Source organism: Streptacidiphilus monticola, assembly GCF_042658505.1.
Lineage (GTDB): Bacteria > Actinomycetota > Actinomycetes > Streptomycetales > Streptomycetaceae > Streptacidiphilus > Streptacidiphilus monticola.
In genome coordinates this window covers 22,984-36,232 of the sequence record NZ_JBHSQJ010000019.1, presented here as the reverse complement: position 1 = coordinate 36,232, position 13,249 = coordinate 22,984, and the positions used below count along the sequence as shown (strand labels likewise).

Genomic DNA, 13,249 nt, shown 5'->3' with positions numbered 1-13,249 from the left:
GTGTTGCCCGCGCCCACGCGGCGGAGCCGTACATGTCCGCAGCCTCGCGCCCCTGAGGGAAGTGCAACCGACTGTCAGCCCGCAAGGCGGAGGCGATGGGCCAGCGCGGCGGCCTCCCCCCGCGTCGGGACGTCCAGCTTCGCGAGGATGTTGGAGACGTGCACGCTTGCCGTCTTCGGCGAGATGAACAGCTGCTCCGCGATCTGCCGGTTCGACCGGCCCGCCGCGAGCAGCCGCAGGACGTCCCGCTCACGCGGCGTCAGGTTGAAGTCGAACGCCGGGGACGCCGTCGGCACCACCCGCACCACGGGCGTCTCGGTCAGCGCCAGCCGCGCGCGATCCGCCAACTGCTCGATCTCCCGGACCAGTCGGGCGTCCCCGTGCTCGCGCGCCAGCGCCAGCGCCGCGCGGGCCGAGGCGGTGGCAGCCTCCCGGTCGCCCGCCAGGGCCTGCGCCTCGGCGGCCCGGTACAGGGCGGTGTCGCGCGGCGACGGCAGGCCGGAGGCCTCGAAGGCCGCGGCCGTCGCCAGCCACAGCTCCGGCGTGTCGGTGCCCTCCGCGCGGGCGAGTTCGGCCTCCACCAGCCCCCGCCAGGCGGCGAACCACGGCCGGAGGGCCTTGGGCCCGGCCGTGGCCGCGCGGATGCGCGCGAGCGCCTCCGCGCGGCCCGCCGCCATCGTCGGGAGGTGCCGCGCGTCCGCCTCCGCGGCCGCGCCGTGTGCCAGCAGGACCCACGCCTCCCGCTCGTGACCCGGCAGCAGGCCCTGCTCGATCGCGGCCTGCACCTCCGCCCGCGCGTCCGCGTAGCGCCCCCCGGCGCTCGCGATCCGCACGGCCAGCGTGGCCGCCGGGATCAGCTTCTGCGGCTGCCAGGTCATGCCGCTCTCGCGGCAGGCGGTCAGCTGTGCCGCCGCTTCCGCCAAGTCCCCTCGCAGCAGCGCGACTTCGCCGCGCAGCCGCTCCAGGAAGTCCGAGTGCTTCGGTTCGCCGGGCCAGGCCGGCGCCTCGGCCAGCAGCCGGGCGGCCTCGTCCAGTCGTCCCATCGAGATCAGCGGCTCGCAGGCGTTGCCCAGCAGCAGCGTGCCGTTGTACGCCGTCATGCCGTGCGCCCGGGTCATCTCCAGGCCCTTGCGGGCGACCTCGTAGGACTCGGCGGAGCGGCCGACGCTCTCCAGGTGGTGCGACTCGTTGACGTAGAGCCGGGCCAGCAGGTCCACGTCCCCGCTCGCGCCGATCTCGTCGCCGATCTCGGCGAAGACCCGGTCCGCCTCGTCGTGCTCCTCGAAGTGCGCGTGCATCAGCGCCAGCGTCAGCTGCGCGTGCAGCTCGACCCGGCGCGCGCCGGAGGCGCGGGCCACCTCGACCGCCCGGAACACCATCTCCCGCTCCCCACCGAGGGCCCGGGACAGCAGGGCGTCGATGGCCCGGCGGCTGAGCAGCTCGGCCAGCACCGGCGAACTGTCCCGGCCGTGCAGCAGCTCCATGGCCCGGTCGAGATCGGCCTCGCCCGCGTTGTCGGACTTCCAGCGCACAGCACGGGCACGGGCCAGCAGGAACCAGGCCGCCCGCTCCGGGTCGGTGGTCTCGTCGACCAGCCGCAGCGCCTTCTTGGCGAAGCGCAGGCCGCGGTCGGCCTCCCCGCTGAGCCGGGCGGCGACCGTGGCCTCGGCCAGCAGGTCCACCAACTGCATGGCGCGGCAGTCGCGTTCGCCGTGGCAGGCGTCGGCGATCTCGCAGTCGCAGAAGGGGTAGCTGTCGTCGGCCCAGTCGTAGGAGCGGACGTTCGCCAGCACCTCGGCCGGGGCGTCGTCCCACAGCTCCAGGGCCCGCTCCAGCATCTTGAGCTGCTCGGCGAAGGCGTTGCGCCGGCGCGCCTGGCGACCCGCCTCCAGCACGGCGGGCAGTGCGCGCGCGGCGTCGTGGGCGCAGTACCAGTACCCGGCCAGCCGAGCGGCCCGCTGGTCGGCGGAGACCAGCCCGGGCCGGGCGTCCAGCGCCTCGGCGTAGCGGCGGTTGATCCGGACCGACTCCCCCGGCATCAGGTCGTCCGAGACCGCCTCGCGGACCAGCGCGTGGCGGAAGCGGTAGCCGTCGCCGTCCGCGCTCGGGCCGATGATGTTGGCGCCGACGGCGGAGCGCAGACTCTCCGTCAACTCCTCCTCCGGCCAGTCGAGTACGCCCGCCAGCAGCTCGTGCTCGACGGTGGAGCCGCCCTCGGCGAGCACCCGCAGCAGCGTCTGCGTCCTCTCGGGCAGACCCTCGACGCGGACCAGCAGCAGGTCGCGCAGCGAGTCGGTGAGGCCGGTGCCGCAGCCCTGGCGGACCGAGACGGCCAGCTCCTCGACGAAGAAGGGGTTGCCCTCGGAACGCCGCCAGATCCGGCCGACCAGCTCGGGCGAGGGCTCGTCCGGCGCCAGGATGCCGGCCAGCTGCGAGGCGACCTGCAGCCGGTCCAGCCGCGGCAGTTCGAGACGCTGGACGGTGCGCAGCCGCTCCAGCTCCGCGAGGTACGGACGCACCGGATGACGCCGGTGCAGGTCGTCGCTGCGGTAGGTGGCGACCAGGACCAGCCGGGACTGCTGCAGCGTACGGATCAGGTAGGCCAGCAGCTCCCGGGTGGACCGGTCGGACCAGTGCAGGTCCTCGATGGCCAGGACCAGGGTCCGGTCCGCCGTCAGCTTCTCGAAGAGCCGGGCGGTGTGCTCGAACAGCCGGGCCCGGGCGAACTCGTCGTTCGCCTCGGGCACGGCCTCCCCGAAGTCCGGCAGCAGCCGGGCCAGACTGCTCTCCCGCCCCTCGGCGGCGAGCTCCAACTCCCGCCCCAGCTCCCGGTGGAGCCGGCGCAGGATGGTGGCGAAGGGGGCGTAGGGAAGGCCCTCCGCGCCTACTTCCAGGCAGCCGCCGAGCACGACGCAGGCGCCGGCCTTCGTCGCGGTGCACTGGAACTCCTCCAGCAGGCGGGTCTTGCCGACGCCCGCCTCTCCCCCGATGAGCAGGGCCTGCGGCTGCCCTGCGGCAGCCCGGTCCAAGGCCTCGGTGAGGACCCCCATCTCCTCACCGCGGCCGATGAACACGGGACTTACCGATATCCGCTCCACGCTCTGCAGCATCGCACAGACCACTGACGCCGGGCGGCGATTTTCAGTGCGCGGCGGCGCGCCGCCACCGGCGCTGACCTGCGGCAAGAGGCTTCGCCTCACCGTCCTTCCGGGCCCGTGCGGCCCGATTCGCCTCGACGGCGCTGCGGACCAGCCGCTGGTGCTCCGCCTGGGCGTGCAGGTCGCGGACGCGGTACTGGATGGCCTCGTACTCGAACATCTTCGTTCTCCCCTGTGGGTGGGTCGCTCATCTCTGACGACCACTAACCTCCTCTCCAAGGAGGGGACCCCACATGAGGCGTCCGCCTGATCTTGGCGTCCTAGGACGCCTTAGACGGGAGCGCGGCCTGCTTAGGGCGCCGGGGGCGCCCCGCCAGGGGCGCGAGGATCCCCCGCCCTCCCCCACCCTTCGACCGGGGGTGCCCCCACCGGGAGCAACAGACCACCCGAGGAGGTCGACCCCATCGAGCGGGCCGGACCTCCCCGGGTGGTGTGTTGCTCGCGCCGGGGGCACCTCCCGCCCGAAGGGTGGGGGATCCTCGCGCCCCTGGAGGGGCTAAGGCTGGACGCCCAGCTTTTCGAAGATGAGCTCCTTGACCCGGGCCGCGTCCGCCTGGCCGCGGGTGGCCTTCATGACGGCGCCGACCAGCGCGCCGGCCGCGGCCAGCTTGCCGTCGCGGATCTTGTCGGCGATGTCCGGGTTGGCGGCCAGGGCCTCGTCCACCGCCGTGCCCAGCGCGCTGTCGTCGGAGACGACGGCGAGGCCGCGCTTCTCCACGACCGTGTCGGGCTCGCCCTCACCCGCGAGGACGCCCTCGATGACCTGGCGGGCCAGCTTGTCGTTCAGCTTGCCCTCGGCCACCAGCGCGGTCACCCGGGCGACCTGCGCGGGGGTGATCGGCAGCGAGGTCAGCTCGACGCCGTCCTCGTTGGCGCGGCGGGCCAGCTCGCCCATCCACCACTTGCGGGCCTGGTCCGCCGGCGCGCCCGCGGCGACGGTCTCCAGGATCGGGTCGATCGCGCCCGCGTTGAGCACGGACTGCATCTCCAGGTCGGAGATGCCCCACTCGGCCTGCAGCCGCTGCCGGCGCACCCGCGGCAGCTCCGGCAGGCCGGCGCGCAGCTCCTCGACCCACTCGCGCGAGGGGGCGACCGGGACCAGGTCGGGCTCGGGGAAGTAGCGGTAGTCCTCCGCCTCCTCCTTCACCCGGCCGGCCGTGGTGGTGCCGTTGTCCTCGTGGAAGTGGCGGGTCTCCTGGACCACGCTGCCACCGGAGTTGAGCACCGCGGCATGCCGCTGGATCTCGAACCGCGCCGCCCGCTCCACGCTGCGAAGGGAGTTGACGTTCTTTGTCTCCGACCGGGTGCCGAACTTCTCCGAACCCCTGGGCATCAGCGACAGGTTGACATCGCAGCGCATCTGGCCCATCTCCATGCGGGCCTCGGAGACGCCCAGCGCACGGATCAGCTCGCGCAGCTCCGCGACGTAGGCGCGCGCCACCTCGGGGGCGCGGTCGCCCGCGCCGACGATCGGCTTGGTGACGATCTCGATGAGCGGGATGCCCGCGCGGTTGTAGTCGAGCAGCGAGTGCGAGGCGCCGTGGATGCGGCCGGTCGCGCCACCGACGTGGGTGGACTTGCCGGTGTCCTCCTCCATGTGGGCGCGCTCGATCTCCACGCGGAAGACCTCGCCGTCCTCCAACTGCACGTCGAGGTAGCCGTTGTAGGCGATCGGCTCGTCGTACTGGGAGGTCTGGAAGTTCTTCGGCATGTCCGGATAGAAGTAGTTCTTCCGGGCGAAGCGGCACCACTCGGCGATCTCGCAGTTCAGCGCGAGGCCGATCTTGATGGCGGACTCGACGCCGGTGGCGTTCACCACCGGCAGCGAACCGGGCAGGCCCAGGCAGGTCGGGCAGACCTGGGTGTTGGGCTCGGCTCCGAGTGCGGTCGAGCACCCGCAGAACATCTTGGTCTTCGTCCCCAGCTCGACGTGGACCTCGAGGCCCATCACCGGGTCGTACGAGGCGAGAGCCTCCTCGTACGGGACCAGGTCCTCAATGACGCTCACAGGGCGTCCCCTTCGTTACTACTGATGGTCGGTCAGTCGGCCAGGATGTCGTCGCTGCCGAGCTGGCGGAGCTCGCGGACCAGCAGCAGCGTGCCGGTCACCAGGGCGAGCGCGCCCACGGCGGCGTTGATCAGACGGAGCGTGTCGCCCTCGGACTTGGCCTTCCGGATGTCCTTGACGATCCCGAAGGCGCCGAAGGCGCTGCTGCCGATGCCGAGGTAGATCCCCGGCTTCGAGTGCTTGAAGCCTGCGAGCTGCTTGGCCTTGCTCATAGCGCCGGTGCCTCCTCCAGCAGGGGGTGTCCCCACTTGTCGTTGAGTGCCGCCTCCACGGCCGCACCGACCAGGTACAGCCGCTCGTCGGCCAGGGCGGGGGCGATGATCTGCAGGCCGACCGGGAGATTGTCCTCCGGGGCCAGTCCCACCGGGACCGACATGGCCGAGTTGCCCGCCAGGTTCGACGGAATGGTGCACAGGTCCGCCAGGTACATCGCCATCGGGTCGTCGGCACGCTCGCCGATCGGGAAGGCGGTGGTCGGCGTGGTGGGCGAGACCAGTACGTCCACGTCGCCGAAGGCGCGCTCGAAGTCGCGGGTGATCAGGGTGCGCACCTTCTGGGCCGAGCCGTAGTAGGCGTCGTAGTAGCCCGAGGAGAGCGCGTAGGTGCCCAGCATGATCCGGCGCTTGACCTCGGCGCCGAAGCCGGCCTCGCGGGTCAGCGCGGTGACCTCCTCCGCCGAGCGGGAGCCGTCGTCGCCGACCCGCAGGCCGTAGCGCATGGCGTCGAAGCGGGCCAGGTTGGAGCTGGCCTCGGAGGGGGCGATCAGGTAGTACGCCGGCAGCGCGTAGCTGAAGGAGGGGCAGGAGACCTCGACCACCTCGGCGCCGAGCGAGCGCAGCAGCTCCACCGACTCGTGGAAGCGCTGCATCACGCCGGCCTGGTAGCCCTCGCCGCCGAACTCCTTGACCACGCCGACCCGCAGGCCCTTGACGTCGGCCCGGCGGGCGGCCTCGACCATCGGGCGCACGGGCGCGTCGATGGAGGTCGAGTCCAGCGGGTCGTGGCCGGCGATGGCCTCGTGCAGCAGGGCGGCGTCGAGGACGGTCCGGGCGCAGGGGCCGCCCTGGTCCAGGGAGGAGGAGAAGGCGATCAGGCCGTAGCGGGAGACCGTGCCGTAGGTCGGCTTCACGCCGACCGTGCCGGTCACCGCGCCCGGCTGGCGGATCGAGCCGCCGGTGTCGGTGCCGATGGCCAGCGGCGCCTCGTACGCGGCGAGCGCGGCGGCGGAACCGCCACCGGAGCCGCCCGGGATGCGGGTCAGGTCCCACGGGTTGCCGGTGGGGCCGTAGGCCGAGTTCTCGGTGGAGGACCCCATGGCGAACTCGTCCATGTTGGTCTTGCCGAGGATGACGATGCCGGCGTCCTTCAGACGGCGCGTCAGAGTCGCGTCGTAGGGCGGGATCCAGCCTTCGAGGATCTTCGAGCCGGCGGTCGTCGGCACGCCCCGCGTGGTGAACACGTCCTTGAGCGCGAGCGGGACGCCGGCCAGCGGGCCGAGCTCCTCGCCAGCGGCGCGCTTGGCGTCCACCGCGCGGGCGGCGGCGAGCGCACCCTCGGTGTCGACGTGCAGGAAGGCGTTGACCTTCTCGTCCACGGCGGCGATCCGGTCCAGGTGCGCCTGGGCGACCTCGACGGCGGAGACCTCGCCGGCGGCGACGGCTGCGGCCGTCTCGGCCGCGGTCTTCTTGATCAGCTCGGACATGCGGTTCAGTCCTCCCCGAGGATCTGCGGTACCCGGAAGCGCTGCTCCTCGGCGGCGGGCGCGCCCGCGAGCACCTGATCCGGCGTCAGGGACGGACGCACCTCGTCGGCGCGCATGACGTTCGTCAGCGGCAGCGGGTGCGAGGTCGGCGGGACGTCCTCGGCGGCGATCTCGCTGACGCGGGCGACCGCCTCCACGATGTCGTTCAGCTGCTCGGCGAAGTGGTCCAGCTCTTCGCTCTTGAGCTCCAGCCGCGACAGCCGGGCGAGGTGGGCGACCTCCTCGCGCGTAATGCCAGGCATGCGGGAATCCTCGGGGGCTAGTTCTGTCTCGTCCCGCCCAGTCTATGGGCAGTCCCCAAGCCGTTTTCGCCCCGCCGAGCACGGCCGGGGGCGCGAGGAACCGCGCGAGCAACCGTGCACGGCCCGAGCATCGCGGCAATCAGAGTTCGACGCTCTTCGTCGCGCACGGCTCCTCGCGCAGTTCCTCCCCCGCGCTCCCCCAGCCTTCGGCCGGGGGTGCCGCCACGACAGGAGGCACCCCCAACGCCTGCTGAGGGGCTGCCAGCCTGGTGTGCGAGCGCAGCCAGTCCGTCGCCTGACTCGCCGGCAGCGCCGCGGACACCAGCCAGCCCTGGACCGCGTCGCAGCCGAGGCCCCGCAGGACCTCCCACGTCTCGTCGTCCTCGACGCCTTCCGCGACGACGGTCAGCCCGAGCGAGTGCGCCAACTGCACGCTGCACCGCACCACCGCCGCGTCGTGGTCGTCCGCGACCATCCTGCTGACGAAGGACCTGTCGATCTTCAACTCCCCGACCGGCAGCCTGCGGAGCCGCACCAGGGACGAGTAGCCGGTGCCGAAGTCGTCGAGCGACATGCCGACCCCGTGCCCGCGCAGTTCCTCCAGCGTCTCCGCGGCCAGCTGTCCGTCCTCCAGCAGCAGCCGCTCGGTGATCTCCAACTGCAGCGCTCCGGGCGGTACCTGATGGCGCGCCAGCCGGTCCGCCACCCCCGCCGCGAAACCCGGACGGAGGACGTCCCGAGGCGAGACGTTGACGGCGACCTGGACCTCGATGCCCTCCGCGCGCCACTCCGCGATCTGCGCGATCGCCGCCTCCAGGACGTAGTCCGTCAGATGCGGCATGAGCCCGCTCGACTCGGCGAGCCCCACGAACTCCTCCGGGCTGACCGGTCCGCGACCCGCGCGGTCCCAGCGCACCAGCGCCTCCAGCCCGACCACGTGCCCGTCGAAGGCCACCTTCGGCTGGTAGTGCAGCTGCACCTCGCCCAGGTCCAGGGCGCGCCGCAGATCGCCGAGGAGACCCAGCCGCAGCGGCGTGTCCTCCTCCTGCCCGGCCCGGTAGACCTCCACCCCGCTCCGGTTGCGCTGCGCGTGCGCCATCGCAACGTCCGCGCGGCGCAGCAGGGCCTCCGCGTCCTCGGCGTGCTCCGGGTGGAGCGCTACACCCGCGCTCGACTCGATGACCAGTTGCAGTCCGTCCAGGTGGAACGGCATGGCCAGGTCCGCGCTCAGCGCCCGCGCGACGCGGGCGACGTCCCGGGGCGGGCCGGGCAGCAGCACCGCGAACTCGTCGCCGCCCATCCGGGCCACCACGGCGCCCGGGGCGCTGACGGTCCGTTGCAGCCGGACGCCCACCTGGGCCAGCAGCCGGTCTCCGGCGTCATGGCCCAGCGTGTCGTTGAGGGAGCGGAAGCGGTCGAGGTCCAGCAGGATCAGCGCCACCCCGCCCGGCCGGCCGATCGCGTCGGCGGCGGCCTGGCGCAGCGCGTCCCGGTTCGGCAGCCCGGTCAACAGGTCGGTCACCTGGTCCCGGCGCCAGCCCCGGGACATCCGCCAGGCGGTGAACAGCACGGCCATCGGCGCCAGGAACAGCGGCAGCAGCCAAGGCTGCTGACTGGCCGTGAGCAGGGCGAGCGGCACCAACGCCGCGGCGCCGGCCACCAGCACTCCGCTCAACACAGCGGCCCTGGGCGTGCGCTCCATGGGTGTTCCCAATCAGTCCCCGCTCACCCGGCGGACACCGAGCGTGATGCCCAGCGTAGGCCGGGGTCTCCCGGCTGGGGAGGAACTTGGGACTGGTTGTAACCGAGAGGTGTCCTTTCTCACGGCGAACCATCCGCATTGTTCCGACTATGCCGGAATTGCCCATGGCGTTAAGTGAGATAACGACCCGTCAGTTGTGGAGCGGCTGTCCCCTGCCCCGTTCCAACGGCCCGGGCCCCGAGTCCCGTGCTCAGGCCCCGATCTCCGCCACCTCCCGCGCCGCGTCCGGGCCCTGCTCCAACAGCACGGCGAAGCCGTCGTCGTCCAGGACCGGGACCTTGAGCTGGATGGCCTTGTCGTACTTGGAACCGGGGTTGTCGCCCACGACGACGAAGTCGGTCTTCTTCGACACCGAGCCGGTCACCTTGGCGCCGCGCTCGGTCAGCGCCTCCTTCGCGCCGTCGCGGGTGTACCCGCTGAGCGTGCCGGTGACGACCACGGTCAGGCCCTCAAGCGGTCGCGGCCCGGTGGCCTCCCCCGCCGACTCCTCCACGAACCGCACGCCGGCGGCCCGCCACTTCTCGACGATCTCGCGGTGCCAGTCCTCGGCGAACCAGTCGATGATGGCCTTCGCGATGGTCGGGCCGACGCCCTCCGTGGCCGCCAGCTCCTCCTCCGAGGCCGCGGCGATCCGGTCCAGGTCGCGGAACTCCTGGGCCAGGGCACGGGCCGCGACCGGGCCGACATGGCGGATCGACAGCCCGTTGATGATCCGCCAGAGCGGCCGCTCCTTGGCCGCCTGGATGTTGTCGAGCATCAGCAGCGTGTTCTTCTTCGCCTCGCCCTTCTGGTTGGCGAAGAAGGTGACCACCTTCTCCTCGCCGGTCTTCGGATCGTGCTTGGGCAGGCCGGTGTCCTGGTCCCGCACCACCGAGCGGATCGGCAGCAGCTCCGCCAACCGCAGGTCGAACAGACCGCCCTCGTTGACCAGCGGCGGGTCGGCCGGCTCCAGCGGCTGGGTGAGCGCGGTGGCGGCGACATAGCCGAAACCCTCGATGTCCAGCGCCTCGCGGCCCGCCAGGTAGTAGACCCGCTCGCGGATCTGCGCCGGGCAGGAGCGGGCGTTGGGGCAGCGCAGGTCGATGTCCCCCTCCGCCATCGGCCGCAACTCGCTGCCGCACTCCGGGCAGTGACTGGGCATCACGAACTCGCGCTCGCTGCCGTCGCGCAGGTCCACCACCGGGCCGAGGATCTCCGGGATCACGTCACCGGCCTTGCGCAGCACCACGGTGTCGCCGATCAGCACGCCCTTGGCCTTGACCACGTCCTGGTTGTGCAGGGTGGCGTACTCGACCTCGGATCCGGCCACCTTGACCGGCTCCATCACCGCGTACGGCGTGCACCGGCCGGTGCGGCCGACGTTGACCCGGATGTCCAGCAGCTTGGTGTTGACCTCCTCCGGCGGGTACTTCCACGCGATGGCCCAGCGCGGCGCCCGCGACGTGGCCCCGAGGCGCCCCTGCAGGGCGATCTCGTCCACCTTGACGACCACGCCGTCGATCTCGTGCTCGACGCTGTGCCGCTGCTCCCCGAAGCGCTTGATGAACGCCTTGACCTCGGCCAGCGTGGAGACCACGGCGTTGTGCCGGGCGGTGGGCAGACCCCAGGCGTGCAGCAGCTCGTAGGCCTGCGACTGGAGCTGGATGTCGAAGCCCTGCCGGGCGCCGATACCGTGGACGATCATGTGCAGCGGCCGCTGGGCGGTGATCCTCGGGTCCTTCTGCCGCAGCGAACCGGCCGCCGAGTTCCGCGGGTTGGCATAGGGGTCCTCTCCCGCGGCGACACGGGCGGCGTTCAGCTCCTCGAAGGCCTCGATGGGGAAGTAGACCTCGCCGCGCACCTCGACCAGCTCGGGCACCGGGTGCCCCTGGTCGCCGCGCAGCTCGCGCGGGATCTCCCCGATGGTGCGCACGTTTGCGGTCACGTCCTCGCCGACGCGGCCGTCACCGCGGGTGGCGGCGCGAACCAGGCGGCCGTTCTGGTAGACCAGGTCGACGGCCAGGCCGTCGATCTTGAGCTCGCACAGGTAGTGGAAGCCGGTGCCGGCCAGCTCCTTCTCGACCCGCTCGGCCCAGGCGTCCAACTCCTCGTCGTTGAAGGCGTTGTCCAGGCTGAGCATCCGCTCCAGGTGGGTGACCGCGGCGAACTCGTTGGAGTAGCTGCCGCCCACCTTCTGCGTCGGCGAGTCGGGCGTGCGCAGCTCCGGGTTGGCCTCCTCGATCGCCTCCAACTCCCGCATCAGGCGGTCGAATTCGGCGTCGCTGACGGTGGGCGCGTCCTTCACGTAGTAGCGGAAGCGGTGCTCCTCGATCTCCTGAGCCAGCTTCGCGTGGCGCACACGCACGTCGTCGTGGTCCGTCACCGTAAGACCCCCTACTCAGGACTACTCGGGATTGTCGGAAAGGCTCTTCGCCGCGGTGACGCTGTGTAGCAGGGCACGCCGCGCGTACGCCGGGGAGGCCCCGGCCAGCCCGCAGCTCGGAGTCACCACGACGTGCCGGGCGAGCAGGGCCGGATCGAGCCCCAGCCTGCGCCACAACGTCCTGACACCGGTGACACTACCGGCAGGGTCCGACAAGCCCGGCTCAAGCGGCGGGACGACACCGGCGAACAGCACCAGCCCGGACTCCACCCCCTCGCCGACGGCGTCGTCGCTACGCTCCGTCAGGAGCGAGAAGTCGAGGGAGACCGCGGCCGCCCCGGCTCGGCGCAGCAGGTCGATCGGCACGTCCGGCGCGCAGCAGTGGACGACGACGGGCGCGTCCACGGCGCCGATCACGGCGGCCAGGTTCTCGCGGGCGACCCCGGGATCGACCGCCCGCAGCCGCTGCCAGCCGCTGGCGGTCCGCACCTGCCCGGCAAGGACGGCGGGAAGTGACGGCTCGTCAAGCTGGACGACGATCCCGGAGGCGCCCGGCACCCGCTTGCGCACGTCCGCGAGGTGCAGGCGCAGCCCCTCGGCGAGGGAGGCGGAGAAGTCGCGCACCGCGCCGGGATCCGCCAGCGCCTTCTCGCCGCGCGGCAGTTCGACGCTCGCGGCGAGCGTCCACGGCCCGACGGCCTGGACCTTCAGCGGGCCGGTCCACTCCTGGGCGAACTCCTCCAGGGTGTCCAGGTCCTCGCGGAGGTAGGCGTGGGCCCGCCGGGTGTCCCGCCCCGGATGGTCGCCGATGCGCCAGCCGGAGGGCTCCACCCGCGCGAAGAGCTCGACGAGCAGGCCCATGCCCCGCCCGATCATGTCCGCCCCCGGCCCCCGTGCGGGGAGCTCCGGCAGGAACCCGAGCGAACCCTCCATCGCGCCGAGGGCGGTCTTCACCGCTTCCCGGACATCCGTCCCGGGCATCGACCCGACCCCGCTGGCCGGTGGCCCCTCAGGCTGTGGGAACTGCGAAAACGTCGTCACGTCCTGAAGCATAGGAGCAACCCGGCAACACCTTGGGGGCGCGGGGAACTGCGCGGGCAACACACCACTCGGGGAGGTCCGTCCCGCACATGGAGCCGGACCTCCCCGAGTGGTGGGCTGGTCGCGCAGTTCCCCGCGCCCCTGACGGGGCTAACTGGGGCGCACGGTCAGGTCGGTGATCTCGGCGTCGCGGGGGAGGTCGATCGCCGTCAGCACCGCCGTGGCGACCGATCCGGGGTCGATCCAGGCCGAGGCGTCGTACTCCTTGCCCTCCTGGGCGTGCACCTTCGCCTGCATGGGCGTCGCCGTCCGCCCCGGGTACACGCTCGTCACGCGGACGCCATGCGTCCGTTCCTCTCCCCGCAGCGAGTCCGCCAGCGCCCGCAGGCCGAACTTCGACGCCGCGTACACACCCCACTCGGGATGGGCGTTCAGGCCCGCCCCCGAGTTCACGAAGACCACATGCCCCTTGCTCACCCGCAGCGTGGGCAGCAGCAGCCGGGTCAGCTCCGCGGGGGCCAGCAGGTTCACGTTCAGCGTGTCCTGCCAGACCTTGACGCCCATGTCCGCCACCGGGCCCAGCTCCACCACCCCGGCCACGTGCAGCAGGGAGTCGAGCCGCTCGGGCTGCGGCTGGTGGCTGAACGCCCAGGACAGCTTGCCGGGCTCCGCCAGGTCGCCCACGAGCGTCCGCGCGCCGGGGAACCGTTCGCGCAGTTCCGCCGCCCGGCGGGCGTCACGGGCCAGCAGCCACAGTTCCTCGCCGCGCTCGGCGAGGCGCTCCGCGACCGCCGCGCCGATGCCCGATCCTGCCCCGGTGATGAGATGAGTGCCCATGACTTCATGAGTATCAC

General features: G+C 72.3%; 9 protein-coding genes and 1 pseudogene. All 10 read right to left on the bottom strand.

The genetic code is table 11. From position 1 onward, the window contains the following. Positions 1 to 74 precede the first annotated feature (74 nt). Positions 75 to 3,110 (bottom strand): helix-turn-helix transcriptional regulator, encoded by a 3,036-nt coding sequence (locus ACFP3V_RS05930; RefSeq protein ID WP_380580481.1) that lies wholly within the window; start codon positions 3,108 to 3,110, stop codon positions 75 to 77. 31 nt (positions 3,111 to 3,141) lie between these two features. Continuing rightward, positions 3,142 to 3,318 carry a hypothetical protein gene (locus ACFP3V_RS05925; RefSeq protein WP_380580479.1) on the bottom strand — a complete coding sequence of 59 codons (177 nt, stop codon included), beginning with the start codon at positions 3,316 to 3,318 and terminating at the stop codon, positions 3,142 to 3,144. 336 nt (positions 3,319 to 3,654) lie between these two features. Beyond that, positions 3,655 to 5,166 (bottom strand): Asp-tRNA(Asn)/Glu-tRNA(Gln) amidotransferase subunit GatB, encoded by a 1,512-nt coding sequence (gene gatB, locus ACFP3V_RS05920; RefSeq protein ID WP_380580477.1) that lies wholly within the window; start codon positions 5,164 to 5,166, stop codon positions 3,655 to 3,657. 32 nt (positions 5,167 to 5,198) lie between these two features. Beyond that, on the bottom strand, positions 5,199 to 5,438 hold the full coding sequence (locus ACFP3V_RS05915) for a hypothetical protein (RefSeq protein WP_380580475.1): 240 nt from the start codon (positions 5,436 to 5,438) through the stop codon (positions 5,199 to 5,201). Next, entirely contained in the window at positions 5,435 to 6,928 is a 1,494-nt protein-coding gene (gene gatA, locus ACFP3V_RS05910) for an Asp-tRNA(Asn)/Glu-tRNA(Gln) amidotransferase subunit GatA (RefSeq protein WP_380580473.1), read from the bottom strand. The genes ACFP3V_RS05915 and gatA overlap by 4 nt, the downstream gene beginning before the upstream one ends. A 5-nt stretch (positions 6,929 to 6,933) precedes the next feature. After that, positions 6,934 to 7,230: an Asp-tRNA(Asn)/Glu-tRNA(Gln) amidotransferase subunit GatC gene (gene gatC / locus ACFP3V_RS05905; RefSeq protein WP_380580471.1), complete on the bottom strand. Its 297-nt coding sequence runs from the start codon at positions 7,228 to 7,230 to the stop codon at positions 6,934 to 6,936. 139 nt (positions 7,231 to 7,369) lie between these two features. Next, a pseudogene (locus ACFP3V_RS05900) lies at positions 7,370 to 8,917 on the bottom strand (putative bifunctional diguanylate cyclase/phosphodiesterase); the annotation flags it as partial. Positions 8,918 to 9,182: 265 nt separating this feature from the next. Further along, positions 9,183 to 11,354 (bottom strand): NAD-dependent DNA ligase LigA, encoded by a 2,172-nt coding sequence (gene ligA / locus ACFP3V_RS05895; protein WP_380580469.1) that lies wholly within the window; start codon positions 11,352 to 11,354, stop codon positions 9,183 to 9,185. A 21-nt stretch (positions 11,355 to 11,375) separates the two neighbouring features. Beyond that, positions 11,376 to 12,407 carry a methionine synthase gene (locus ACFP3V_RS05890; RefSeq protein WP_380580467.1) on the bottom strand — a complete coding sequence of 344 codons (1,032 nt, stop codon included), beginning with the start codon at positions 12,405 to 12,407 and terminating at the stop codon, positions 11,376 to 11,378. A gap of 138 nt (positions 12,408 to 12,545) precedes the next feature. Next, complete coding sequence (locus tag ACFP3V_RS05885; protein ID WP_380580465.1) at positions 12,546 to 13,232, bottom strand: SDR family oxidoreductase; 687 nt, start codon at positions 13,230 to 13,232, stop codon at positions 12,546 to 12,548. Positions 13,233 to 13,249: the final 17 nt, after the last annotated feature.

Bases quoted from the DNA above. Each gene is read 5' to 3' on its own strand.
- ACFP3V_RS05930 (WP_380580481.1), bottom strand. From the start codon at position 3,110: ATGCTGCAGAGCGTGGAGCGGATATCGGTAAGTCCCGTGTTCATCGGC.
- ACFP3V_RS05925 (WP_380580479.1), bottom strand. From the start codon at position 3,318: ATGTTCGAGTACGAGGCCATCCAGTACCGCGTCCGCGACCTGCACGCC.
- ACFP3V_RS05915 (WP_380580475.1), bottom strand. From the start codon at position 5,438: ATGAGCAAGGCCAAGCAGCTCGCAGGCTTCAAGCACTCGAAGCCGGGG.
- gatA (WP_380580473.1), bottom strand. From the start codon at position 6,928: ATGTCCGAGCTGATCAAGAAGACCGCGGCCGAGACGGCCGCAGCCGTC.
- gatC (WP_380580471.1), bottom strand. From the start codon at position 7,230: ATGCCTGGCATTACGCGCGAGGAGGTCGCCCACCTCGCCCGGCTGTCG.
- ACFP3V_RS05890 (WP_380580467.1), bottom strand. From the start codon at position 12,407: ATGCTTCAGGACGTGACGACGTTTTCGCAGTTCCCACAGCCTGAGGGG.
- ACFP3V_RS05885 (WP_380580465.1), bottom strand. From the start codon at position 13,232: ATGGGCACTCATCTCATCACCGGGGCAGGATCGGGCATCGGCGCGGCG.